Source organism: Pseudomonas turukhanskensis (assembly GCF_027922365.1).
Taxonomy (GTDB): domain Bacteria; phylum Pseudomonadota; class Gammaproteobacteria; order Pseudomonadales; family Pseudomonadaceae; genus Aquipseudomonas; species Aquipseudomonas turukhanskensis.
The window spans coordinates 87,851-111,282 of the sequence record NZ_BSFN01000006.1 but is presented as its reverse complement, the minus strand read 5'-3'; the positions used below and the strand labels follow the sequence as shown (position 1 = coordinate 111,282).

Genomic DNA, 23,432 nt, shown 5'->3' with positions numbered 1-23,432 from the left:
CCGGCACTCAGAAAGGGAACAGCGGGCTGCTGAAGAAGCGGTCGAACCAACCCGGCTGGTTGGCATCGGCAAAAGCGCCGGTTCCCGAATAGGTAATGCGCGCATCGGCCACGCGGGCGGACGACACGGTGTTGTCGGTAGCGATGTCATCGGCGCGCACCAGGCCGGCAATGCGCACCAGCTCGTCGCCGGTATTGAGTGTCATCCACTTCTCGCCGCGTACTGCCAGAATGCCGTTGGGCAGAACTTCGGCGATGGTCACGGTGACCGAGCCGGTCAGGCTGTTGCTCTGGGCGGCGGTGCTTTTACCCACGGCTTTACGCGAGCCGGCATAACCGGCGTCCAGGCTCAGCTCCTGGGCATTGAGCGGGTTGATGCCAACACTGGGGTTGTCCACCGACACGCCGCCGCCAAACAGCGAGGTCAGGCCGATGGTGGTGTTGCTGTTCTTGGCGATGTCGGAGTTGGCCGCTTTGCTGGCCGAGGTGCGCTCGTTCAGGGTGATGGTAATGATGTCACCCACACGATAGGCCTTGCGGTCGCCATACAAGTTGTTTTCAAAACCGGTCTGGTAGATCGAGCCATTGTTCTGCGCAGCCGGCAGCGGGGTGCGCGGCAGCACTGGCGCGTAGTACGGGTCGTTCGGCTTGGCTGTAGGCGCGACGCAGCCGCCAAGAGCAACGAGGCCAAGCAGGGGAAGAAGAACAAGCCGTTTCATAACGCGTACCTCACATATTTTCTGCACAGAGCAAACGCAACACACAGTGCCCAACCCAAGCGAACCACCCACTGCCTACCAGCTCCTTATGGCGGGCCAAACGGGCCATGGCTAACCCGGCCGGCGGTTAAAGATTCTGGGTAATAAACGACAGCATCTGGTCGGCGGTGGAAATCACCTTGGAGTTCATTTCGTAGGCGCGCTGGGTGGTGATCATGTTCACCATCTCCTCCACCACGCTGACGTTGGAGTTTTCCAGGGTGTTCTGTTCGATGGTGCCCAGGCCGGTCAGGCCGGGAGTGCCAACCTGCGGCGCACCGCTGGCAGCGGTTTCCAGGAACAGGTTTTTGCCGATGGCTTCCAGACCGCCCGGGTTGATGAAGTCGGCGGTTTGAATGTTGCCCACGATCTGCGGTGTCGGGTTGCCGGCGGTGGTCACCGAGGCGGTACCGTCCTCACCCACGGTGAAGGTGCGCGTTTCGGCGGGAATCACGATGGCTGGCTCCAGCGGGAAGCCGTTGGAGGTGACGACCTGGCCGTCGGAGTTCAGGTGAAAACTACCGTCGCGGGTGTAAGCGATGGTGCCGTCAGGCTGCAAAACCTGGAAGAAACCACGACCGTTGACCGCCATGTCCAGCGGCTGCTCGGTGGTTTGCAGGCTGCCGATGGTGAACATTTTCTGCGTGCCGGCAATGCGCACACCGGTACCTAATTGCAGGCCGGAGGGCAGTTGGCTGTCCTGGGTGCTCTGCGCGCCGGGTTGACGGCGGATTTGGTAGAGCAAGTCCTGGAATTCGGCGCGGTCACGTTTGAAACCCGTGGTCGACACGTTGGCCAAGTTGTTGGAAATGGTCGTCAGGTTCATGTCCTGGGCGGACAAACCGGTTTTACTGACCCACAGAGCCGGAAGCATGAATGTTCTCCTCGGGCGCCGACATCACGGCGCCGCGTACTGATATTTAGCTAAGTTGCAAAACACGAGCCAGGGATGTGGCGTCGTCTTCGGCCGTTCGCATCATCTTCACTTGCAGTTCGAACTGGCGGGACAGTGAGAGGATCGAGGTCATCTCCTCCACCGCATTGACGTTACTGGTTTCGACAAAGCCCGATTCCAGCTTGACGCTGTCGTCGGCCAGCAGCGGGTCGCTGCCTTTGTAATGGATCATGCCGTCCACGCCCTTTTCCATCTGCTTGAGGTCGGGGTTGACCAGCTTGATGCGGTCCACCTCGGCCAGCACATTGGGGGCTTCGCCCAGGGCGCGAATGGTGATGGTGCCGTCCTGGCCGATTTCCACTTTCTGTTCCGGCGGAACGGCAATCGGCCCGCCATTGCCCAAAACCGGCAAACCGGTGCCGGTGCGCAATTGGCCCAGGCCATCGATTTTCAGGCTGGCGGTACGTACATAGGCCTCTTTGCCGTCCGGCGTTTGCACGGCCATCCAGCCCTGCCCGCTCACGGCTACATCCATAGGATTGCCAGTGTCTTGCAGGGTGCCGGGGGTGAAGTCGGTACCGGGGCGTTCGCTCATGGCGTAGACCCGTGACGGAAAGCTGTCGCCGAACACCTGCATCGAACGCGCTTGTTCGAAGTCACGGCGAAAACCGTTGGTGGAGATGTTCGCCAAATTGTTGGCATGGGCCCGCTGAGCCATTGTGTTCTGGCTAGCCCCTGTCATCGCGACGTAAAGCATTTTATCCATGGTATTTCTCCGAGATCGGGCCCTGCCAAACGCTGGCGGCCTGCGGCTCTATGCAAGCTACAAAGCAGGCATCGTGCCAATCTCGAAAAAATTATGTACACCATTGATAAACAAGGTTTTTTACAAACAACAAAGGGCTTCCGAGGAAGCCCTTTGCAGGTGTGCGGCGACGGTTTGCCGCCGGCGGCAACGCGTTAACGCAGGTTGATGATGGTTTGCGTGACTGCGTTTTCGGTTTCGATGGTTTTGGCGTTGGCCTGGTAGTTACGCTGCGCCACGATCAGGTCGACCAGCTCGGTGGAGATATCCACGTTGGAGGCCTCCAGCGCGCCGGCCGTCAACGAACCCAGGGTGCCGGCACGCGGCGTACCAATTACCGGCTCACCCGAATCGGCGGACTGCACCCACTGGGTTTTGCCCACGGGCGTCAGGCCTTGCACGTTGGCGAAGTTGGCCAGAATCACCTGCCCCTGAATCTTCGACTGGCCATTGGTGTAACGGGCGAAGATCTGGCCGGTATCGTCAATTTCCAGGCCCGACAGTTGGCCGGTGGTGTAACCGTCCTGAGTAACGGCGTTCACCGCGAAGGCGCTGGAAAACTGCGTGGAGCCGCGAATATCGAAAGAAATCGCAGCACTGGCAGTGGCACCGTTGGACGACCAGGTAGCCGGGGTAGCGCCGTCGGACTGCGCCGGCACCCAACCATCGATGCTCAGCTTGTTGTTGGCAAAACTGATGCCGGCCGTGGTCGGGGTGATGTTGGCCAGGTCCAGTTGCCCGGCGCCATCGAACGGGATGGTCACGCTTTCAGGCACGGTGCTGGTCGGGTCTTGCGGGTTACGCCCGTCGATCAGCACGTTCATGGTCCAGTTGTTGGCCACCGGCGGCGCGGCGGTTGGGTCGGCATTGTTGAGGAAGTACTGCGTCATCACGTGGGCGTTGCCCTGCGCGTCGTAGATATTCACCGAGGTCGACGAGGTGTAGCTGGTCGGGTCCGCCGGGTCGAACGGCGTGGTGGTCGGCTTCAGGCTGCTGGAGTTCAGGTTGAAGCTCTGGGTAATGGCCGTGGTCGCCTTCGGCGCCTGGTTGGCGGTCTGAATACTCAGGTTGCCGACCACGCCGTTTTGAATCTGGCCATTGGCATTGACCGAGTAGCCCTGCAGGTTATAGCCGTTGTTGTCGACGATATTGCCGGCCTTGTCGGTACCAAAGTAACCGGCACGGGTGTAGCTGATCGAACCGTTATTGCTGGTGATGAAAAAGCCGTTGCCGTTGATACCCATGTCCAGGGCGTTTTCGGTGTAGTCGATGGTGCCCTGGTTGAACAGCTGGGCCACGTTGCCGAGCAACACACCGCTACCGATGGCGTTGCTGCTGGAGGCCAGCATGGACGAGGAATACAGGTCCTGAAATTCGGCACGGGACTGTTTAAAGCCCACGGTGCCGGCGTTGGCAATGTTGTTACCAGTGATATTCAGGTCACTGGAGGCGGCTTTGATACCGCTGAGTCCGATATTGAACGACATGGGATGCTCCTGAAACGGCCGGGGTTGCCGGCGGTTATTGACCGATCACTTGAACTTTGGAAATGCCGATGCTGCCCAGGCCCGCGAGGTTGAGCAGCATTTCGCCGCCGTTGATCCCCAGGGTGACGCTATCGACGTTGGCCGGCAGACTGGTGCCCATGGCCACTTCTTTGCCGTCGACCGATGCAATGGCATCGAAGCTGTAAGTACCAGGTGCCATGACATTGCCGCTGGAATCTTTGCCGTCCCACATAAAGGTGATCTGGCCGGTTTTCTGTTGGCCCAGGTTGATGCGCGATACCTGGTTGCCTTTGCTGTCGAGCACGTTGACGTAAAGGTTGTCGGTACCGTTGGTGAGCGCAATGCTGCCTTTGAACGTTTCGCTGGTATCGACCACCGCAGTATCGGTGGAGAGGATGACCTTGCGACCCACCAGCGACGAGGCTTGCAGCGCCTGCGAGGACTGGGTGCTGGAAAGAATGCTCTCCACGCTGGTGTTGAGATTGTCCAGGCTTTCCACCTGAGTGAACTGGGCCAGTTGCGCCACGAATTCACTGTTGGTTTGCGGGTCCAGCGGGTTCTGGTTGTTCATCTGGGCTACCAGCAGTTGCAGGAACTGATCCTTGCCCAGGGTCTTGTCCGTGGTAGTAGTGTCCTTGACGGCATACTGGTCCAGTACCGAACTCTGGGTGCTTACACTATCGACGGCCATTTCTTTCCCCTACGTTCGAATTACTGACCCAGGGTCAGAACCTTGGTCATCATTTGTTTGGCGGTATTCATCATTTCGGTGTTGGTCTGGAAGGCGCGGCTGGCGGAGATCATGTCGGCCATCTCTTCCACTACGTTGACGTTGGGGTAGTAGACGTAACCGTCTTTATCCGCCGCCGGGTGGTTAGGCTCGTAGCGCGGCATCAGGCTGCTCTGGTCTTCCACTACCGCGGTGACCTGCACGCCACGACCGGAGTTGTCCTGGTCGGCGAACAGCGAGGTGCTGCTGCCAGCCTGTTGCGCTTGCTGGTCGGTGAACATGGTGGCGAATACCGGGTGGCGGGCGCGGTAGGTTTTGTCCACGCTCGAGGACACGGTTTCGGCGTTGGCGATGTTGCTGGAGATGGTGTTCAGGCGGGTGGTCTGAGCACTCATGCCGGTACCGGCGATATTGAAGACACTGGAAAGGGACATGGGGGTCGTCTCCGTTATTCGCCGCGAATCGCAGCAACAAGGCCTTTGAATTTGGCGTTCAGCAGGGTGAAGCTGGCTTGGAACTGCACAGCGTTTTCTGCGTAGTTGGATTGTTCGATCTGCTCATCGACAGTGTTCTGGTCCACCGAGGGTTGCGTCGGCACCCGGTAGTTCAGCCCGGCATTACCGGCGTCCAGCCCTTCAGCGGCAATGTGGCCGGTGTTGGTGGTCGCCAGCGAGAACGCGCCGTGGTTCTTTTCCGCCTGGGCGGCAAGCACCGAAGCGAAGTCCAGATCACGGGCCTTGAAGTTCGGGGTATCGGCGTTGGCGAGGTTGTTGGCCAACACTTCGGCACGCTGGGAGCGATAGCCCAATGCCTTTTCGTGAATGCCGAGTGCTGAATCGAAGCTGATGCTCATGGTGCGAACCTTGCCAACTGGCGAACTGGATTTGCGTGCAAGACAATTAGCAAACCCTGTGCCAACTTATTTAAGCCTTATAAATCAATAGATTGACAAATAATCGGGCGAAAAAACCAACCACAACGGCAAGGGTTTTCCGCTGCCCGGCAATGGCAACGGGTTTTGTGGCTAAGGGTTTTGCCGCTTGTGGCAAAAGCGGCAACCGAGCGGTCGGGCAAAACGTGCGGGCATAAAAAAGGAGGCCAATTGGCCTCCTCTCTCGACGTCCCGCAGAAACGACGTCACTTCACCTTGTAAATGATGCCCGGGCTGCACTGCACCATCTGGTAATGATCGGGTAACCCATTCAGCGCCTCCGAAGCGCCGAGAAACAGGTAACCACCGGGTTTGAGCGTGGCGTGAATGCGCAGCAGGATGTCTTTCTTCACCTCGGCGGAAAAGTAGATCAACACGTTGCGGCAGAACACGATGTCGAACTTGCCGAGGCTCGCGTAGCTGTCCAACAGATTGAGCGCTCGGAACTCCACACGGGTGCGAATCGCCGGCTTGATGGCAAAACGACCGCCGCCCTTGGGGTCGAAGTAACGCTGCAGGCGTTCCTGCGACAGACCACGGCCAATGGCCAGGCTGTCGTACTCCCCGGACTTGCAGGCTTGCAGCATGGCGCTGGACAAATCGGTCGCCACAATCTGCACGCCGCCTTTCAGCTGACCGAGGTTGGTGCGCTCGAACTCATCGGTAGCCATCGATAGCGAATACGGCTCCTGCCCCGAGGATGAAGCCGCCGACCAGATGCGCAACCGCGCACTGGGGTTGGCCTTGAGCAGTTCGGGGTAGACACGGTTCTTCAGCACTTCGAAGGGATAGGTATCGCGAAACCACAGGGTTTCATTGGTGGTCATGGCATCAACCACCTGCTCGCGCAAACCGCCGCGCGGCATGCTTTGCATGCGTTGCACCAGCTCGCCGAGGGTTTTGATGCTGTTCTGCTCCATCAGCTTGTTCAGCCGGCTGGAAACCAGGTACTGCTTATTGGCACCCAACACGATGCCACAGGCCTTTTCCAGGAAAATCCGGAACTGCTCAAAATCCACGTTACCTGAAGACACTAGCGCTGCCTCACCATACATATAGGTTGCTATAGGGCCGCAAGGCCCTTAGCCCTCATCCGAAACTTTGATGCGCTCAACCACGCGGGAAGCCAGGTCGTCTGGACGGAATTTGGCGAGGAAGTCATCAGCCCCCACCTTTTTCACCATCGCCTGGTTGAATACGCCCGACAGGGAAGTATGCAGGAGGATATGCAGCTTCTGCATGCGCGAATCCGCGCGGATCTCCGCTGTCAGGGTGTAGCCATCCATTTCCGGCATCTCGATATCGGAAATCAGCATGATGAATTCGTCTTCCGGACGCTTGCCCTCGTCTGCCAACTTGCGCAGGAATTCCAGGGCTTGTCGGCCATCGTTCAGGGCGGTTACTTCAACACCCACAGATTGCAGACAACGGGTGACCTGCTTTCGTGCCACCGACGAGTCGTCGACGATCAACACGTGTTTGGTCACCGCCTTGCCCTGGGTCTCGACATCGATCACACCGGCGCTGATCACTTCCGAGATCGGCGCCACCTCGGCGAGGATTTTCTCCACGTCGATGATTTCCACCAGTTGCTGGTCCAGGTGGGTCACGGCGGTCAGGTAATGATCGCGCCCGGTACCCTTGGGTGGCGGATGAATCTCTTCCCAGTTCATGTTGACGATGCGCTCCACCGAGCGCACCAGAAAGCCCTGAACCTTGGTGTTGTATTCGGTGATGATGACGAAAGCACTGCTCAGGTCCGAGAGGCCTGAACGGCCGGTCGCCATCGAGAGATCAAGAATAGGAATGGTGCCGCCACGAATGTTGGCCACGCCGCGTACCACCGGGCTCGATTTCGGCATGATGGTGAGCTTGGGACACTGCAGCACCTCTTTCACCTTGAACACGTTGATGCCGTACAGCTGCTTGCTATCCAGGCGGAATAACAACAGCTCCAGTCGGTTCTGACCCACCAACTGCGTACGCTGGTTAACCGAGTCCATCACTCCGGCCATACCCTGCCCCTCTTTAAGTTTGACCACCGTGCCCCTGCTTAGCCTAGCAGCCGGCACGGGCTTTGCTTTGAAGCTGACTATGAAACTGAAAACGCCACTTTTTCGACACTTCTCAATCCGGCCGCACGTGCTGCATGGATCATGGCTGGCTTTGCTGGCATTTGGCCACATTAATTACGCAGCTGCTGCGCTGACATTACCTGAACAACTTATCGGCGCAAGCCAAGGGTTTCTTGAGGTCATGGTTCAGGACTATTTAGAGCGTAGCGAAATTGAAGCCCGGCAAGAGATTCAAATCAAACCACTCGACCCGCGGTTGCAATTGGCCTTCTGCGACCAGGACTTGACCACCGCACTGGAAAGCCCGGCCCAACCGGTTGGGCGCGTCACCGTGAGGGTCAGCTGCGAAGGCTCGACGCCCTGGACCGTATTTGTGCCGGCCCAGGTAAAACTGTTTAGAAAGGTGGTGGTTGCCATTCGCCCACTAAAACGCACCGATGTGCTGAGCGAAGATGATGTGGCGTTGGTAGAACGCGATGTCGGTTTACTGACGCAAGGCTACCTCACCGATATGAACCAGGCGCTTGGCACGCGGCTCACACGCAGCGTGATGCCCGATCAGGTGTTGGCACCGGTGCTGGTGGAGATGACCGAAGCCATTCGCAAAAGCGACCAGGTGGTGATCAGCGCCAAAAAAGGCGGCATCAATGTGCGCATGCCGGGTGAAGCGTTGTCCAAGGGCGTGATTGGCGAACAGATCCGCGTCCGTAATCTGAGCTCAAACCGGGTAATCCGCGCTCGAGTGGTAGGCCCGGGCCAGGTCGAAGTACCCATGTAAGGTAAGCGGCCAGATCAAGGTTTTTTAAGCAATTTGCCGTGGCTTTTCATACACTGACGGCCTGTAGGACGCGGTAAACGGCCTGGTTAAAAAAGAATTAAAGTTTTCTCAACCAGCGCCGACAAGCTAGGCAAGCGTCCAAACACCGTCTGAGGTTTTGCATCATGGCCATCGATATCAACCGGCTAAACAATGCCGCCGCGTCCACCAGCACCAGTCGTACCAATACGACCCAAACTGGTAGCCGCAACGATGCCGCGACCGCTACACAGCCCGCCGCACCGGCCAATGCAGCCGAAGCCAGCACCGCTAAAACCGGTGAATCGGTGCAGTTGAGCCAGCAGGCACAGCAGTTGCAGAAAGTAACCGACAAACTTAGTGAGCAACCGATTGTCGACAAAGAACGCGTCGCCCGCCTGAAACAGGCCGTGGCCGATGGCAGCTATCAGGTCGACAGCAAACGCGTAGCCAGTAAACTGCTCGATTTCGAATCCCAGCGTTAATCCCGTCTCGGGCGACTCTGGGGGTGTTGTTGGACGCCTAACTCCGAGAGTTCGCCATGCACGATACGACCCTGCTGCACCTGTTCAAGCAAGACATCGGCACCGCCTCGCAGTTACTTGAACTGATCGACGCCGAATTCCAAGCCCTCACCGACCGCGACCTGCCGTTGCTGGAAAGCATTCTGGCGAACAAGCAGCCGCTGCTTGCCGTTCTCGGCCAGCATGGCGGTGAACGCAACAAGCTGCTTACCTCCCTCAAGCTCAGCCCCGACCAGGCAGGCCTCAACGCCATCGCCGAACAATCGTCTGTGGGCGGCGAATTGCTTGAGCGCGGTGCCGAGCTCAGTGCCCTGCTGGAGCGCTGTCAGGCCGCCAACACCCGCAATGGTCGATTGATTCGCGTGAACCAGGCCTCGGTCGGCGGCATGCTCGGTATTCTGCGCGGCAACTCCGATACCCCAGGGCTCTATGACAGCCGTGGCGGTGCCGCTAGAATCGGCCAGCAGCGCCCGCTCAGTCAGGCCTGATAACTTAATTACAAGAAGGCGCAGGGGGCGTGCAGGCACAATGCCAGTATGCTAAAACCCCTTATGGATCGTGCCACCGTATTTAGCTTCGGAGAATTCTGGACCGTGTCCAACCCCTTCGCCGCGGGTGATGGCCCGCAACCACCGAAAGTCCTAAAAGCTCCGTTGGAAGTTTTTGCTGCTCTTCGCCAGTTGGAAGAACACCGCGACCCACTGATCATCACCTTCCATGAACGCAGCATGCGTTTTCAGACCTTTATCATCCAGATCAACCGCGAACGCGGCGTGTTGGCTCTGGATGAAATGGTGCCCAACGATGGCGAACGCTTTCTGAAAGCAGGCGAAAGCTTTCGCATTGAAGGGTTTCACGAAGGCGTGCGCATCGCCTGGGAATACACGCAGCAGGTGCAGGTCGGGCAAATGGAAGGCTCGAACTGCTACTGGTGCCCGATGCCGACCGAGGTGTTGTATCACCAGCGTCGCAACGCCTACCGCGCTCCGCTCAAACAAGCGCAGCCGGTGAATATCGAGCTCGGTGGCGACCGCCTGAGAGTGCCGGTCAAGGGCGTGCTGCTGGATATCTCCGCCACTGGTTGCAAACTGCGTTTCGCCGGCGATGCCAGCAAAAGCCTGCAGCCTGGTCAGGTGTATGAACGCCTAATGGCGCAGTTGCCATTCGGGGCGATCACCACAGCGGTGGAGTTGCGCCATCTGGTGTACGACGAAAAACTCGATATGACCTTTGTCGGCATGCGCTTTCACCGCATGAATGGCCTGGAACAACGGCAGATCGACCGCTTCGTTTACCAACTGCAACGCGAAGCGCGGCGCGACGATATCGACGACTGACGCCACGCCGCCAACAAAAACGCCACCTCAAGGGTGGCGTTTTCATTTGCGTCTCGATCAGGTCGATTTGGTATCGGCCGGATCTTCCACCGTTGTCGGTTGGGTTTGCATCTGGTCCTGCACAATCTGCTCGGTCACACGCGGGTCCAGCGCAGCCACCAGGGGCGAGCTGGTCATGTTGTCGGGCATCGACATATGGTGCAGCGGCGCATCCTCCACCTGGTGCAGGTGGGTGACCGCATCAGGGCGAATACGCAGCACCAGCACCGCCGCACAGAAGCACACGAACGCAAACAGCATGTTGGGGCCGAACTGGCGCATCAGGCCGCCAGCCACCAACGGGCCGATACAGGCACCCACGCCGAAGGTCACCAGCAGAATCGCCGTCAACGACACGCGCCGCTCGCCTTCCACATGGTCATTGGAAAACGCCACCGCCAGTGGATACAGACTGAACTGCAGCAGGCTGAGCACAAAACCCACCGGTATCAGCACCTCCAGCGGCACGGTAGGCATAACCGCCAGCGGCAGCGCCGCCAGCACCAGCAGACCGGCGCAGCCACGGATAAGCACGGCACGATCATGGCGGTCAGATAACCAGCCCAACGGCCATTGCACGACCAGCGCCGCCAATACGCAGCAACCCATAAACAAACCGACCTGCTCGTTGGTCAGGCCCTGACGTGCCGCGTACAGCGGCGCCAACCCGTAGAACGAACCGATGACCAGACCGGACACCAATGTGGTGGTTAGAGACTGCGGCACCCGCTTGATAAAAAACCGCGGCTCCAGCGGCGCAGGCCGCATGGGCGCCGGGTGAATCTTGCGGGTAACCGCCACCGGCACCAGGCAGAGGGAAAAACACATCGCCACCAGAATCAGCAGCTCCAGCCCCAGGGCCGGGTGCAGCACCAGCACCAGTTGCCCGAGCACCAAACCCAGATACGAGGCGATCATGTACCCGGAAAACACCAGGCCGCGCTGACTGGCCTCAGCTTGTTCGTTAAGCCAGCTCTCGATGACCATGTACTGGCACATCATGCCCACACCGACGATGGCCCGCAGCACCACCCAGGCCGGCAGCCAGTCGATCAGCCCGTGCCCCAGCACGGCCGCAGTCACCACCCCCGCGCAGGTGACGTAGGCGCGAATATGGCCCACCCGCGCAATCATGCGGTGCCCCACCTTGCCGCCTAACACCAGGCCAAAGTAATACGCCGCCATCAGGGCACCGACCCATAGCGAGTCGGTTTTATCGGCGGCCAGGCGCAAGCCCAGGTAGGTGCTTAAAAGACCCGACCCGATCAGCATCAACAGGCTGGCGAAATAAAGCGCTCGAAAAGACTTCCAGATTCGACGCATTGGCTTTCCGAGCGGCTCCTTGAATGAGTGCCAGGCCCAATGGCCTGGCGGGTAACGCTTAGGCTTGGGCCGCCAACACACGACGCTCCCAAGGGGTGATTTCATCGAAGAAGCTGGTGAGCTCCATCGTCTTAGTAGCAATGTAGCCGTCAATGAACTCGTTGCCGAACATCTCGCGCGCTAGGTCGCTGCGCTGCAGGCGGTCAATTGCGGCCTGCATCGTAGACGGTAACCGCAAGGCATCCGGCACGTCGAATTCGCCTTGGATGGCGTCTGTCGGTTGCAGTTCCTGCTCAATGCCATACAAGCCTGCTGCCAAGCTGGCAGCCAGCGCCAGATAAGGGTTGGCGTCGGCACCGGGCAAGCGGTTTTCCACCCGCCGCGCCGCTGGCGAACTGGCTGGAATGCGCAGGCCCGCCGCACGGTTGTCATGCGACCAACAGGCATTGTTGGGCGATGCGTAGGGATGGAACAGGCGCTGATACGAATTCACGTTGGGCGCAAACAGTAAGGTGAAATCCGCCATGGCAGCCTGCTGCCCGCCAATAAATTGATAGAACGCCGGCGTCGCCTCACCCTGTTCGTCGCTGAAAATATTCCGCCCGCTACCCTGCTCCACCACGCTTTGGTGAATGTGCATCGAGCTGCCCGGCGTGTGAGCCAATGGCTTGGCCATGCAAACCACGGTTACGCCGTGCTTGAGCGCTACCTCCTTGAGCATGTGCTTGAACAGGAACGTCTGATCGGCCAGCAACAGCGCATCGCCGTGCAGCAGGTTGATCTCGAACTGACTCACGCCCATCTCATGCATAAAGGTATCGCGCGGCAGGCCCAGGGCCGCCATGCAGCGATACACCTCATTGAAGAACGGGCGCAGACCGTTGTTGGACGACACGCCAAACGCCGAGCAGCCATCTTCGCGGCGACCATCCAGGCCCAGCGGCGGCTGGAACGGCCGCTGCGGATCCGGGTTCGGCGCAAACACAAAAAACTCCAGTTCGGTCGCCACCACCGGCGCCAGACCACGGGCGCTGTACTGGGCCAGCACGCGCTTGAGCAGACCGCGGGTCGACAATCCCGAGCTGCTGCCATCGAACTCATCGGCATCGCAGATGGCCAACGCGCGCGGCACGTCGCTCCAGGGCAGACGGTGAATTTGCGTAGGCTCGGCGACCAATGCCAGGTCGCCATCGTCCCCGCCATAGAACGGCGCCGGCGGGTAGCCGCCCATAATGCATTGCAACAACACACCTCGCGCCAGCTGCAGCCGGCGACCCTCCAGAAAGCCGGCGGCCGTCATCACTTTGCCGCGAGGCACACCGTTGAGGTCAGGGGTTACGCATTCAATTTCGTCGATGCCGGCCAACTGGTCGGCATAGGAACTGGGGCCATCTGTACTCATCACTTGTTGTCCTTGTTAGAGCCTGTCCGCACGCTAGCGCAGGCGCGTACAAAATACGCATCAGGTGTTCAGGATTTCAAGCAGCGCACACAGATAAACCGCCGCCGGTGCTGGCAGCAGAAATGGCGAGAAGGAAAAGCGCGGATGGAGATGGCGTCCCCTGCTGGAGTCGAACCAGCATCTAGCCCTTAGGAGGGGCTTATTCTATCCATTGAACTAAGGAGACAGACACGCAGAGCCGGCAACGCTTCCGACCGGGCGGCATGTTAACGGCGAGCAGCGTTTTTGTCATGTGTTTGCCCGGCGCAAAAAAACGCGGTCGCCGTGGGCGAATGGCGACCGCGTGAGCCGTGCTGCGATCAGGCAGCCGCCACGTACAGCGTGGACGGTGCGTTGCTCTCGTCACGCAACGTACGACGCAGCTCTTCGGCCTGATGGGTGACGGCCAGCAATGCCTGATCCTTGACGTGGCCGTAACCGCGAATACGTTCCGGCACTCGCGCCAGCGCCAAGGCACTGTGGCGTTTGGCGTCGCTCAGGCGCTGCACGATCAACTCCACATCGCCTTCGTACGCGGTAATCAACTCCCGCTCCAGAAGACGCTCATGGCTGTAGCCAAACGGATCCAGCCGAGTGCCGCGCAGGAATTTAAACCGGGCCAGCAGCGCGAATGCCTGCAACATCCAGGGCCCGAAGCTGCGTTTGCGCAACTCGCCGGTACGCGGGTCACGCTTACTCAGCCATGACGGCGCCAGGTGAAACTGCAGCCGATAATCGCCTTCGAATTGCGCAGTGAGTTGCCGGTTGAATTCGCCGTTGCTGTAGAGGCGCGCGACTTCGTATTCGTCCTTGTAGGCCAGCAGCTTGAAGTAGTTGAACGCCACCGCTTCAGTCAGCGCCAACGGCTGGCCGGGGAACACACGCACCTCGGCTTCGCGAACGCGGTTGAGCAGCTTCAGGTAGCGCTCGGCGTAGGCATCGTTCTGATACTCACGCAGCGTGGCGGCATTGCGCTCGATGCGTTGTTCAAGGGTTTGCTCCTTGTCAGCCAAGTGCGCGGCCGCATCGGGTTTTGCCAACTTGGCCACGGCTTCAGGCGCAAACGCCGCGCGACGGCCCCACAGAAACGCCTGCTGATTGAGCGCCACCGCCACCGAGTTTAACTCGATGGCCTGGTTGATCGCTTCTGCACTCACCGGCACCAAGCCCTGTTGGTAGGCGAAGCCGAGCATAAACAGGTTGGTGGCGATGCTATCGCCCATCAAGCCGGTGGCCAGTTCGGTCGCTTCGACAAAATGGGTTTTGCTTGCCCCCACCGCTTCGACGATGGCCTGTTGCATGGCTGCGCCGGGAAACTCGGCGTTGGGGTTGCGGGTGAACTCGGCCGTCGCTGCTTCGTGACTGTTCACGACCGCATGGGCGATTTGCTCGTTGAGTTTGGCCAAGGCTTCTTCGCTGGCCGCCACCACCAGATCGCAGCCCAACAGCAGATCGGTTTCGCCAGCGGCGATGCGCACCGCGTAGATATCGTCCTGCGCAGCGGCGATGCGGATATGGGTAATCACCGGGCCGAATTTCTGCGCCAAGCCGGCTTGGTCGAGCACGCTGCACCCTTTGCCTTCAAGATGCGCCGCCATGCCGAGCAAGGCGCCAACAGTGGTCACCCCGCTGCCACCAACGCCGGGCAGCAGAATGTTATAGGGCCGCTCCAATGTAGGTTGTACGGGCTCAGGCAGTGACGGAAAGTCGGCACCATGGCCCAAGGCTTCGGGTTGACGCAGACGGCCGCCGTGCACCGTGACAAAGCTCGGGCAAAAGCCATCGACGCAAGTGAAATCCTTGTTGCAGGAATTCTGGTCGATTTCCCGTTTGCGCCCTTGCGCCGTTTCCAGCGGCAGCACCGACAGGCAATTGGATTTCACACTGCAATCGCCGCAGCCTTCGCACACTGCAGAATTGATAAACGCGCGCTTGGCCGGATCGACCAACTTGCCGCGTTTACGCCGCCGACGTTTTTCCGTGGCGCAGGTCTGGTCATAGATGATCACCGACGTGCCTTTGAACTCGCGCAGTTCACGTTGCACCGCATCCAGTTCGCGGCGGTGGTGGAACGTGACAATCGGGGCAAAGCCGGCGCGGCTTGGGTACTTGTCTGGCTCGTCGGAAACCAGCGCAATACGTTTAACGCCTTCGGCAAACACTTGCTGGCTCAGTTGATCAACGCGCAGTTCACCGTCAATGGGCTGGCCGCCGGTCATGGCCACGGCGTCGTTATAGAGAATCTTGTAGGTGATATTCACCCCGGCAGCGACCGCCGCACGCAGCGCCAATTGGCCGGAGTGAAAATAGGTGCCGTCGCCGAGGTTCTGGAAGATATGCGGGGTGTCGGTAAAGGGTGCCTGACCGATCCACGTGGCGCCCTCACCACCCATTTGGGTAAAGGTGTCGGTGTTACGGTCCATCCATTGCGTCATGTAATGGCAGCCGATTCCGCCTTGCGCGCGGCTGCCCTCTGGCACTTTGGTAGAGGTGTTGTGCGGGCAGCCGGAGCAGAAATGCGGAGTGCGCACGGTCGTGTGTTTAGGCGCGGCCAGGGCTTTTTCCTTGGCGGCCAGAAAAGCCAGGCGCGACTCGATTTGCTCGCTGGAATAGATCGGCGCCAGGCGCTTGGCAATGGCGCGGGCAATCATTGCCGGTGTCAGTTCGCTGAGGTTTGGCAGCAGCGACACGCCCTCTTCGTCAAACTCGCCGACCACCCGCGGGCGTTTATCCACCGGCCAGTTGTAGAGCTGCCCGGTGAGCTGGTCCTCGATGATGCTGCGCTTCTCCTCTACCACCAGGATCTCGTCCAGGCCCTGGGCAAATTCATGCACGGAAACCGGCTCCAGCGGCCAGCTCATGCCGACTTTGAGAACCCGCAGTCCCACTTGCGCGCAAAGGTCGTCGTCCAGGCCGAGATCAACAAGCGCTTGGCGCACGTCCAGATACGACTTGCCGGTGGTGATAATGCCCAGCCGCGGATTAGGCGAATCGAGCTTCACCTGGTTGAGATTGTTCGCCAGAGCAAAAGCACGAGCGGCGTAGATCTTGTAGGTGTTCAGGCGTTTTTCCTGCACCAGGGGCGGGTCTGGCCAGCGGATATGCACGCCGTCTTCGGGCAGTTGGAAATCGCTCGGCACCTGCACACTGACGCGCAAGGGATCGACGTCGACCACGGCGGAGGAGTCGACGTTTTCGGCGATGGTCTTCAGCGCCACCCAGCAACCGCTGTAGCGCGACAGCTCCCAGCCAAGAATGCCGTAGTCCAGAATTTCCTGAACGTTGGCCGGGTTAAGCACCGGAATCGAGGCGGCGATAAACGCATGCTCGCTCTGGTTGGCGATACTAGAAGACTTGCAGCCATGGTCATCGCCGGCCAGCAGCAGAACGCCGCCATGGGCCGAAACGCCGGCGGAGTTGCCGTGTTTGAAGACGTCCCCACAGCGGTCTACACCCGGCCCTTTGCCGTACCACATGGCGAACACGCCGTCGTAGCGCGCGCCGGGAAACAGGCTGGTTTGCTGACTGCCCCACACGGCCGTGGCGGCCAACTCTTCGTTGACGCCAGGCTGGAAGTGAATGTGGTTGTCTTGCAAAAAGGTTTTGGCTTCCCACAGGCTCTTGTCGAGATTGCCCAGGGGCGAGCCGCGATAGCCGGAAATAAAGCAGGCGGTGTTCAGGCCATGGGCACTGTCGCGCTGTTTTTGCAGCATCGGCAGACGGGTAAGCGCCTGGGTGCCGGTGAGGTAGAGATGACCGGTTGCGAGTCGGTACTTGTCATCCAGGCGGATCTCGGCCAGTGACATAGCGGGCGCTCCTTTTATTTTTATGGCGACCTGGGCGGCGACGGTGAACGCCCCCCTTGCTTGTTTCGAGCAGGATCACTGCCCTAAACGTATGGCTAAGAATATGACTGGACGGTTCAGCTTTTTTCTTTCTATTTGCGAGCCTTCACGCCACTCTTGTGCATGAACTATCCAATAAAAAGAACAATCGGGAATGAGTCATGCAGAACCCTCTTAGCCCTATCGATCGGAAGATTCTTCGCTTGCTGCAACACAATGCTGATTTGTCGGCGGCTGAAGTTGCAGAGAAGGTCGAACTGTCGCAGTCACCGTGCTGGCGACGCATTCATCGCATGCAAGAAGAAGGACTGATCGAGCGCAAGGTGGCCCTGCTAAACCCCACGTTGCTTGGTTTTTCCATCACGGTGTTCGTCAACATCAAACTCTCGGCCCACGGGCGCAACAACCTCACCGAGTTCGAGGAGGCGATTGTGGGTTATCCGCAGGTGCTGGAGTGCTTCACCATGGCCGGAGGCTCGGATTACCTGCTCAAGGTGGTGGCCAAGGACATCGCCAGCTACGAGCGCTTTTTGCGCGACCAACTTCTGCAGCGCCCCCATGTGCTGGAGGCGCATTCAAATATCGCGATGAGCGAGGTGAAGCGCACCACCGAGCTGCCGCTGGATCTGGTTTAGCGGCGCTGTTGCGCGATCAGATCGAGCAGCTCGGCAACGGTGCGCTCGAAGTGCGAAGAGTTGTCCAGTAGATGTAGGGACTGATCCTCATCACCTTCGGGCTGAAACTGCCCGTTGCGCGCCAGGCGCGCGTCGATTTCCGCCACGGACTCCCGCCCGCGCGCCAGCAGACGCTGGCGCAGTACGGCGGGGTCGACCATGAGCAGAATCGCCAGCATATTGGGATAGCGGCGCCGCGCCTCGGGCAGGTAGGCACGTGAGCCATTGACCAACACATCGTGCCCGGCCGCCAGCCAGTCATTTATCTGCACAGGTATACCGTAAGCCAAGCCATTGGCGCGCCAGCTCATGGCAAAGGCGCCCACCGCTTCCATACGGTCAAATTGTTCGGGACTCACAGCTTCGGCCTCCTCGCCCACCGCTTCGGCCGAACGCGTTATCACGCGCCGCACGATATGGCAGCCTTGAGCCTCAAGGGCCGGGCGCGCAGCCTGCAGCAGGCTGTCTTTGCCTGAGCCGGACGGCCCGATCAGATAAATCAGTGTGCCCATCTACTAATACCTCAAGACCACTGCGCAGCCTGGCGCGCCATCGGGCGGCAATCTTGCCTGAACGTCACCAAATGGTGACGAACAAAATGGTGAAACCGCTCTAATCTGCAGCCTTGCACCTGTGACACCAGGCAGAACATCGGCTTTACTACGCAGCACGCGAGTACCAAATTAATCGACTTTGACAAGTGGCGCGCATTTTCGACAGTTGGTGCTGGCACAAAGCCTTTAGTCAGTTCAAAATGTGACACAGATTTGGCGTCAAATAACTGATGCAGTGACTGCTAAGTCAACAGGGGTTTCTTCACTCCCCGTTGAACGGCTAGTGCTAATGATGGTCAAACCGGTGACAATCATGCAGCCAAGTGCCAGCATCGCTTCCCTGAACTAACCGGTTTAAATGTATGCGCCCTATGAAACAGGCTATTTATTCCAGCCGTACGGCTGACAAGTTCGTCGTTCGCTTACCCGATGGCATGCGCGAGCGCATCGCGGATGTGGCTCGTAATCATCACCGCAGCATGAACTCCGAGATCATCGCTCGTCTGGAACAGAGCATGCTCCAGGAAGGCTCGTTGGACGAAGACCTGAGCATGCGCCTGGATAGACCGGAACTTTCGTTGCATGAGCGCGAGCTGCTGCAACGGTTTCGCCAACTGTCCCGTCGTCAGCAAAACGCTTTGGTTTCTCTGATCGCCCACGATGCCGAGATGAATGCAGAAGAGGCCTAAGTCGGCCCGATGCTTCACTGACTAGCTTCGATAAAAAAACCGCCAAGTTGGCGGTTTTTTTATGTCTGGCAGCTTGGTTAAAGCTGGCTTACAGCAGGAACAATGTCGCCAGGCCGAGGAAAATAAAGAAGCCGCCACTGTCGGTTACGGCTGTGATCATCACACTGGAACCCAGCGCCGGATCGCGCCCCAGGCGAGTGAGCGTCATGGGAATCAGCACGCCCATTAACGCTGCCAACAAGAGGTTCAGCGTCATGGCCGCTGTCATCACAATGCCCAGCGACCAACTGCCATAGAGCATGTAAGCAACTACGCCGATCACCCCGCCCCAGACCACGCCATTGAACAGCGACACCGCCAATTCCTTGCGCATCAGTCGCGAGGTATTGCCGGTGCTTACCTGGTCCAGCGCCATCGCGCGCACGATCATGGTGATCGTCTGATTACCCGAGTTGCCGCCGATGCCCGCCACGATCGGCATCAACGCCGCCAGCGCTACCAGCTTCTCGATGGAGCCTTCGAATAGCCCGATAACCCGCGACGCAATGAACGCGGTAATAAGGTTGACGGCCAGCCAGGCCCAGCGGTTACGTAGCGATTTCCACACCGAGGCGAAGATATCTTCCTCCTCGCGCAGACCCGCCATATTCAACACTTCGGTTTCGCTTTCTTCACGAATCAAGTCGACCATTTCGTCGATGGTCAGACGGCCGATCAGCTTGCCGTTCTTGTCGACAACAGGCGCGGAAATCAAGTCATAACGCTCAAACGCTTGCGCGGCGTCGTAGGCATCTTCGTCCGGATGAAAACTTACCGGATCATCGGCCATTACCTCAGCCACCTGCTTGTCCGGATCATTTACCAAAAGGCGCTTGATCGGCAGCACGCCTTTGAGGACGCCATCGTAATCGACCACGAAGAGCTTGTCGGTGTGGCCGGGCAGCTCTTTCAACCGACGCAGATAGCGCAACACGACTTCCAGGCTGACATCTTCGCGGATGGTGACCATCTCGAAGTCCATCAGTGCCCCGACCTGATCCTCCTCGTAGGACAACGCCGAACGCACGCGCTCGCGTTGTTGCGCGTCGAGGGTTTCCATCAGCTCGTGAACCACATCGCGCGGCAGTTCGGGCGCAAGGTCGGCGAGTTCGTCTGCGTCCATGTCCTTGGCGGCAGCAAGAATCTCGTGATCGTCCATGTCGGCGATCAGTGTTTCTCGCACCGAGTCAGATACTTCGAGCAGGATGTCGCCGTCGCGCTCGGCTTTGACCAACTGCCATACGGTCAGACGGTCATCGAGCGGTAATGCTTCGAGAATGTGGGCAACGTCGGCGGAGTGGAGGTCGTCAAGCTTGCGTTGCAACTCGACGAGGTTCTGCCGGTGGACCAGGCTTTCAACCCGCTCCTGATGCTGGCCTTCCTGACGGTGCGTCAGGTCTTCGACCAGCCTGTGCCGATGCAGCAGCTCAACGACTTGTGCGAGTCGGTCCTGCAGGCTTTCTTGCGGCTTTTTTGCTTCTACTTCTGTCATAGCACACTCCACCCCCAGCGGCAGAGCGCGCCAAAGGGATCAATCAGTCAATTCTTGATTGGTAAAGCGAGGTTTTGAGCTACTACTGGGTAAGTCCATGATGGCAATCCATAAGCCTCGGCGAGGCTGACCGGCAAATGATACCACTGCTCCAAGGCTTTGCATGCGACAAAATCTAGGCAAGAACAAGCGCTTGCGCCACAAAGCTAGGATTATTCTGAATCATGTGTACGACGTATTGGAAAGCGCTTGAGGCACGCCAGCTCGAATAAAAAACAGGCGTAGGGTGATCCTCCAACCGTCACGGAGGACACGTTCATGCGCTTATCCCCTCTCCTGCTAGCCGCCGCTATATCCCTATCCCCTTTCGCACTGTTCGCCGCCACTGTGCACCGGTGCGAGGACCACCACGGCCACATCACTTTTACCCATCTCGGCTGCCCTGGCGACCAGCAATTGCTTTTGCAGACTGCAGACAACCCACTGCCCGGCACTGTTCCACCAGCAGTCAAGACGCCAGAAAAAACGGCTAATAAAGGGATCGCTAACAAACCGCTCTACTCCATATCCGGCACCGCAGAACGCCAGGACGGCTGCGGCAATCAGGTCACCGCCAGTGCCCGACGCAAAGCAATGATCAACAAGGAAGTGCGAAGCGGAATGACGCGAGCCGACGTCGAAAGCATGCTGGGCAAACCCGACGCAATCAGCAGCCAGAATGGCAAAGTGCGTTACAGCTACGTGGACAAGCAAAGCGGCCGAAAGCGCAGCGTGAGTTTTGATGGCGACGATTGTGTAAAACCGTAGGCAATAAAAAAGGGCCTGCATTTCTGCAGGCCCTTTAAATATGGTGCACTCAGGAGGATTCGAACCTCCGACCGCTCGGTTCGTAGCCGAGTACTCTATCCAGCTGAGCTATGAGTGCAAAGTACAACTTTTAACTACTGTTCAGAGACTCTGATGCTACATCTCTGACTTAAACTGCCTACTTGTTTTAGCAACAAATGAGGCTATTTAAATGGTGCACTCAGGAGGATTCGAACCTCCGACCGCTCGGTTCGTAGCCGAGTACTCTATCCAGCTGAGCTATGAGTGCATTGTGGAGCAAATTATAAAGCTTCGAAATTGATCGTCAATCAATTTTTCCAGTAATTTCAACGACTTAGCGTAAAACCCTAGAACATCAATTTCGTTGAAATTAATGGCGGAGAAGGGGGGATTCGAACCCCCGACACCCTTTTGAGGTGTACTCCCTTAGCAGGGGAGCGCCTTCGGCCACTCGGCCACCTCTCCGCAACACGGGGCGCATGATATCCATGTTTTCCCCGTTTGCAAAGCCAAAAATTGATAAAAATTAGTGGCTTGGTTCTTGGTCCTTCTCTTTCTGGATGCGCTGGTAAATTTCCTCACGGTGCACAGCGACTTCCTTCGGCGCATTTACGCCAATTCGCACCTGATTACCTTTAACGCCCAACACGGTGACAGTGACATCGTCACCAACCATCAGGGTCTCTCCGACCCGGCGAGTCAGAATCAGCATTCCCTTTCTCCTTACGGATTTCAGTTCAGGACAACTAGACAGTCTGCAAAATTAAAATGGTGACGGCAGCGGTGCATATCAACCTACGCCGCTGCCGTCACCCAAGTATTGACTAGTGTAGGCAGAAAGAAAGTTCAACCTACCCTGCCAAAAAGACAAAAGGCGCGGAATCAACCGCGCCTCTCGAATAATCGCTTATTCGCCCTGCCGTGCCGGGGCGTCCAGCTCAAAAGCCGTGTGCAGTGCACGCACTGCCAGCTCAAGGTATTTCTCTTCGATCACCACCGACACCTTGATTTCCGAGGTCGAGATCATCTGGATATTAATGCTTTCCTTGGCCAGTGCCTCAAACATGCGGCTGGCAACGCCGGCGTGGGAACGCATGCCGACGCCAACGATCGATACCTTGGCAATCTTCAGGTCACCACTGACTTCACGCGCATTGATCTCGCGCGCGGTCTGCTCCAGCACTTGCTGGGCGTTCTGGTAGTCGTTGCGGTGCACGGTGAAGGTGAAGTCGGTGGTGTTATCGTGCGCGACATTCTGCACGATCATGTCCACTTCAATGTTCGCAGCGCTGATCGGGCCGAGAATTTTGAAGGCTACACCGGGGGTATCCGGCACGCCACGGATGGTCAGCTTGGCTTCGTCGCGGTTGAAGGCGATGCCGGAGATGATCGGCTGTTCCATGGATTCCTCTTCATCAATAGTAATAAGGGTGCCCGGACCCTCTTGGAAGCTGTGCAGCACGCGCAGCGGGACGTTGTACTTGCCGGCAAATTCCACCGAGCGAATCTGCAACACCTTGGAACCCAGGCTGGCCATTTCCAGCATTTCTTCGAAGGTGATCTTGTCCAGGCGGCGTGCCTGGGGCACTACGCGCGGGTCCGTGGTATAGACACCATCCACGTCGGTATAAATCTGGCATTCATCTGCCTTCAATGCTGCCGCCAGCGCCACACCCGTGGTGTCGGAGCCGCCGCGGCCTAGCGTGGTGATGTTGCCCTGCTCGTCCACACCCTGAAAACCTGCCACAACCACTACACGACCGGCTTTGAGATCGGTGCGAATCTTCTGATCGTCGATCTGCAGAATGCGCGCCTTGTTGTGCGCGCTGTCGGTAAGAATGCGAACCTGGTTGCCGGTGTAAGACACCGCCGGCACACCGCGTTTAATCAGCGCCATGGCCAACAGAGCAATGGTCACCTGCTCACCCGTGGACACCATCACATCCAGCTCGCGCGGAACCGGTTGCTCGCTAATTTGCTTGGCCAGGTCGATCAGGCGGTTGGTTTCCCCGCTCATGGCCGACAACACGATCACCAGCTCATTGCCGGCCTCGTGGAATTTCTTGACCTTCTCGGCCACCTGCTCGATACGCTCGACGGTGCCGACGGAGGTGCCCCCAAACTTCTGTACGATCAAAGCCATTTGCAGC

At 58.5% G+C, this 23,432-nt stretch carries 23 protein-coding genes and 4 tRNA genes; 7 read left to right on the top strand and 20 right to left on the bottom strand.

The window, feature by feature from the left end:
• Positions 1-7: 7 nt before the first annotated feature.
• The 9 genes from flgH to PKE98_RS12530 all read right to left on the bottom strand — a co-directional run bounded on the left by flgH (position 8) and on the right by PKE98_RS12530 (position 7,641).
• Positions 8-718 carry a flagellar basal body L-ring protein FlgH gene (gene flgH, locus PKE98_RS12570; RefSeq protein ID WP_271195633.1) on the bottom strand — a complete coding sequence of 237 codons (711 nt, stop codon included), beginning with the start codon at positions 716-718 and terminating at the stop codon, positions 8-10.
• A 127-nt stretch (positions 719-845) separates the two neighbouring features.
• Positions 846-1,631: a flagellar basal-body rod protein FlgG gene (gene flgG, locus PKE98_RS12565; RefSeq protein ID WP_271195632.1), complete on the bottom strand. Its 786-nt coding sequence runs from the start codon at positions 1,629-1,631 to the stop codon at positions 846-848.
• Between the two features lie 46 nt (positions 1,632-1,677).
• A complete protein-coding gene (locus tag PKE98_RS12560; protein ID WP_271195630.1) occupies positions 1,678-2,418 on the bottom strand; it encodes a flagellar basal body rod protein FlgF in 741 nt (246 codons plus the stop codon).
• A 194-nt stretch (positions 2,419-2,612) separates the two neighbouring features.
• Positions 2,613-3,944 (bottom strand): flagellar hook protein FlgE, encoded by a 1,332-nt coding sequence (gene flgE / locus PKE98_RS12555; protein WP_271195628.1) that lies wholly within the window; start codon positions 3,942-3,944, stop codon positions 2,613-2,615.
• 34 nt (positions 3,945-3,978) lie between these two features.
• Positions 3,979-4,656: a flagellar hook assembly protein FlgD gene (locus PKE98_RS12550; protein ID WP_271195627.1), complete on the bottom strand. Its 678-nt coding sequence runs from the start codon at positions 4,654-4,656 to the stop codon at positions 3,979-3,981.
• 20 nt (positions 4,657-4,676) lie between these two features.
• On the bottom strand, positions 4,677-5,129 hold the full coding sequence (gene flgC / locus PKE98_RS12545; RefSeq protein ID WP_271195626.1) for a flagellar basal body rod protein FlgC: 453 nt from the start codon (positions 5,127-5,129) through the stop codon (positions 4,677-4,679).
• A 14-nt stretch (positions 5,130-5,143) separates the two neighbouring features.
• Complete coding sequence (gene flgB, locus PKE98_RS12540) at positions 5,144-5,548, bottom strand: flagellar basal body rod protein FlgB (RefSeq protein ID WP_271195625.1); 405 nt, start codon at positions 5,546-5,548, stop codon at positions 5,144-5,146.
• 284 nt (positions 5,549-5,832) lie between these two features.
• Complete coding sequence (gene cheR, locus PKE98_RS12535) at positions 5,833-6,660, bottom strand: protein-glutamate O-methyltransferase CheR (RefSeq protein ID WP_271195624.1); 828 nt, start codon at positions 6,658-6,660, stop codon at positions 5,833-5,835.
• Between the two features lie 48 nt (positions 6,661-6,708).
• Entirely contained in the window at positions 6,709-7,641 is a 933-nt protein-coding gene (locus PKE98_RS12530) for a chemotaxis protein CheV (protein ID WP_271195623.1), read from the bottom strand.
• A gap of 79 nt (positions 7,642-7,720) precedes the next feature.
• On the opposite strand from PKE98_RS12530, the gene flgA reads away from it, so the two are divergent.
• The 4 genes from flgA to PKE98_RS12510 all read left to right on the top strand — a co-directional run bounded on the left by flgA (position 7,721) and on the right by PKE98_RS12510 (position 10,358).
• Positions 7,721-8,479, top strand: a complete 759-nt coding sequence (gene flgA / locus PKE98_RS12525) for a flagellar basal body P-ring formation chaperone FlgA (protein ID WP_271195622.1) — start codon at positions 7,721-7,723, stop codon at positions 8,477-8,479.
• A gap of 164 nt (positions 8,480-8,643) precedes the next feature.
• Entirely contained in the window at positions 8,644-8,982 is a 339-nt protein-coding gene (gene flgM, locus PKE98_RS12520) for a flagellar biosynthesis anti-sigma factor FlgM (RefSeq protein ID WP_271195621.1), read from the top strand.
• A 56-nt stretch (positions 8,983-9,038) separates the two neighbouring features.
• Entirely contained in the window at positions 9,039-9,509 is a 471-nt protein-coding gene (locus PKE98_RS12515; protein WP_271195620.1) for a flagella synthesis protein FlgN, read from the top strand.
• A gap of 63 nt (positions 9,510-9,572) precedes the next feature.
• Positions 9,573-10,358: a flagellar brake protein gene (locus PKE98_RS12510; protein ID WP_271195619.1), complete on the top strand. Its 786-nt coding sequence runs from the start codon at positions 9,573-9,575 to the stop codon at positions 10,356-10,358.
• A gap of 57 nt (positions 10,359-10,415) precedes the next feature.
• On the opposite strand, the gene PKE98_RS12505 is transcribed toward PKE98_RS12510, so the two are convergent.
• The 4 genes from PKE98_RS12505 to PKE98_RS12490 all read right to left on the bottom strand — a co-directional run bounded on the left by PKE98_RS12505 (position 10,416) and on the right by PKE98_RS12490 (position 16,967).
• Positions 10,416-11,720: an MFS transporter gene (locus tag PKE98_RS12505; protein ID WP_271195618.1), complete on the bottom strand. Its 1,305-nt coding sequence runs from the start codon at positions 11,718-11,720 to the stop codon at positions 10,416-10,418.
• A gap of 58 nt (positions 11,721-11,778) precedes the next feature.
• Complete coding sequence (locus PKE98_RS12500) at positions 11,779-13,020, bottom strand: glutamine synthetase family protein (RefSeq protein ID WP_271195801.1); 1,242 nt, start codon at positions 13,018-13,020, stop codon at positions 11,779-11,781.
• A gap of 253 nt (positions 13,021-13,273) precedes the next feature.
• Positions 13,274-13,348, bottom strand: a tRNA-Arg gene (locus PKE98_RS12495).
• Between the two features lie 133 nt (positions 13,349-13,481).
• Positions 13,482-16,967 (bottom strand): indolepyruvate ferredoxin oxidoreductase family protein, encoded by a 3,486-nt coding sequence (locus PKE98_RS12490; protein WP_271195617.1) that lies wholly within the window; start codon positions 16,965-16,967, stop codon positions 13,482-13,484.
• Positions 16,968-17,167: 200 nt separating this feature from the next.
• Between PKE98_RS12490 and PKE98_RS12485 the strand changes: the two genes are divergently transcribed.
• Positions 17,168-17,641 (top strand): Lrp/AsnC family transcriptional regulator, encoded by a 474-nt coding sequence (locus PKE98_RS12485; protein ID WP_271195616.1) that lies wholly within the window; start codon positions 17,168-17,170, stop codon positions 17,639-17,641.
• Here the strand turns inward: PKE98_RS12485 and phnN are convergent.
• Positions 17,638-18,192: a phosphonate metabolism protein/1,5-bisphosphokinase (PRPP-forming) PhnN gene (gene phnN, locus PKE98_RS12480; protein WP_271195615.1), complete on the bottom strand. Its 555-nt coding sequence runs from the start codon at positions 18,190-18,192 to the stop codon at positions 17,638-17,640. The genes PKE98_RS12485 and phnN overlap by 4 nt on opposite strands.
• A gap of 404 nt (positions 18,193-18,596) precedes the next feature.
• On the opposite strand from phnN, the gene PKE98_RS12475 reads away from it, so the two are divergent.
• Positions 18,597-18,923 carry an Arc family DNA-binding protein gene (locus PKE98_RS12475; RefSeq protein WP_110617953.1) on the top strand — a complete coding sequence of 109 codons (327 nt, stop codon included), beginning with the start codon at positions 18,597-18,599 and terminating at the stop codon, positions 18,921-18,923.
• An 88-nt stretch (positions 18,924-19,011) separates the two neighbouring features.
• Here PKE98_RS12475 and mgtE read toward each other — a convergent pair whose 3' ends face one another.
• The gene (mgtE, locus tag PKE98_RS12470; RefSeq protein ID WP_271195614.1) at positions 19,012-20,454 is read right to left on the bottom strand and encodes a magnesium transporter; all 1,443 of its coding nucleotides are present in this window, start codon (positions 20,452-20,454) and stop codon (positions 19,012-19,014) included.
• 318 nt (positions 20,455-20,772) lie between these two features.
• Here mgtE and bamE point away from each other — a divergent pair, with 318 nt between their 5' ends.
• Entirely contained in the window at positions 20,773-21,261 is a 489-nt protein-coding gene (gene bamE, locus PKE98_RS12465) for an outer membrane protein assembly factor BamE domain-containing protein (RefSeq protein WP_271195613.1), read from the top strand.
• Positions 21,262-21,302: 41 nt separating this feature from the next.
• Here bamE and PKE98_RS12460 read toward each other — a convergent pair.
• The 5 genes from PKE98_RS12460 to PKE98_RS12440 all read right to left on the bottom strand — a co-directional run bounded on the left by PKE98_RS12460 (position 21,303) and on the right by PKE98_RS12440 (position 23,425).
• Positions 21,303-21,379 (bottom strand) — tRNA-Arg (locus tag PKE98_RS12460).
• Positions 21,380-21,473: 94 nt separating this feature from the next.
• A tRNA-Arg gene (locus PKE98_RS12455) sits at positions 21,474-21,550 on the bottom strand.
• 106 nt (positions 21,551-21,656) lie between these two features.
• Positions 21,657-21,747 (bottom strand) — tRNA-Ser (locus PKE98_RS12450).
• Positions 21,748-21,808: 61 nt separating this feature from the next.
• A complete protein-coding gene (gene csrA / locus PKE98_RS12445) occupies positions 21,809-21,994 on the bottom strand; it encodes a carbon storage regulator CsrA (protein WP_003283978.1) in 186 nt (61 codons plus the stop codon).
• Between the two features lie 195 nt (positions 21,995-22,189).
• Entirely contained in the window at positions 22,190-23,425 is a 1,236-nt protein-coding gene (locus PKE98_RS12440) for an aspartate kinase (RefSeq protein WP_271195611.1), read from the bottom strand.
• Positions 23,426-23,432 lie beyond the last annotated feature (7 nt).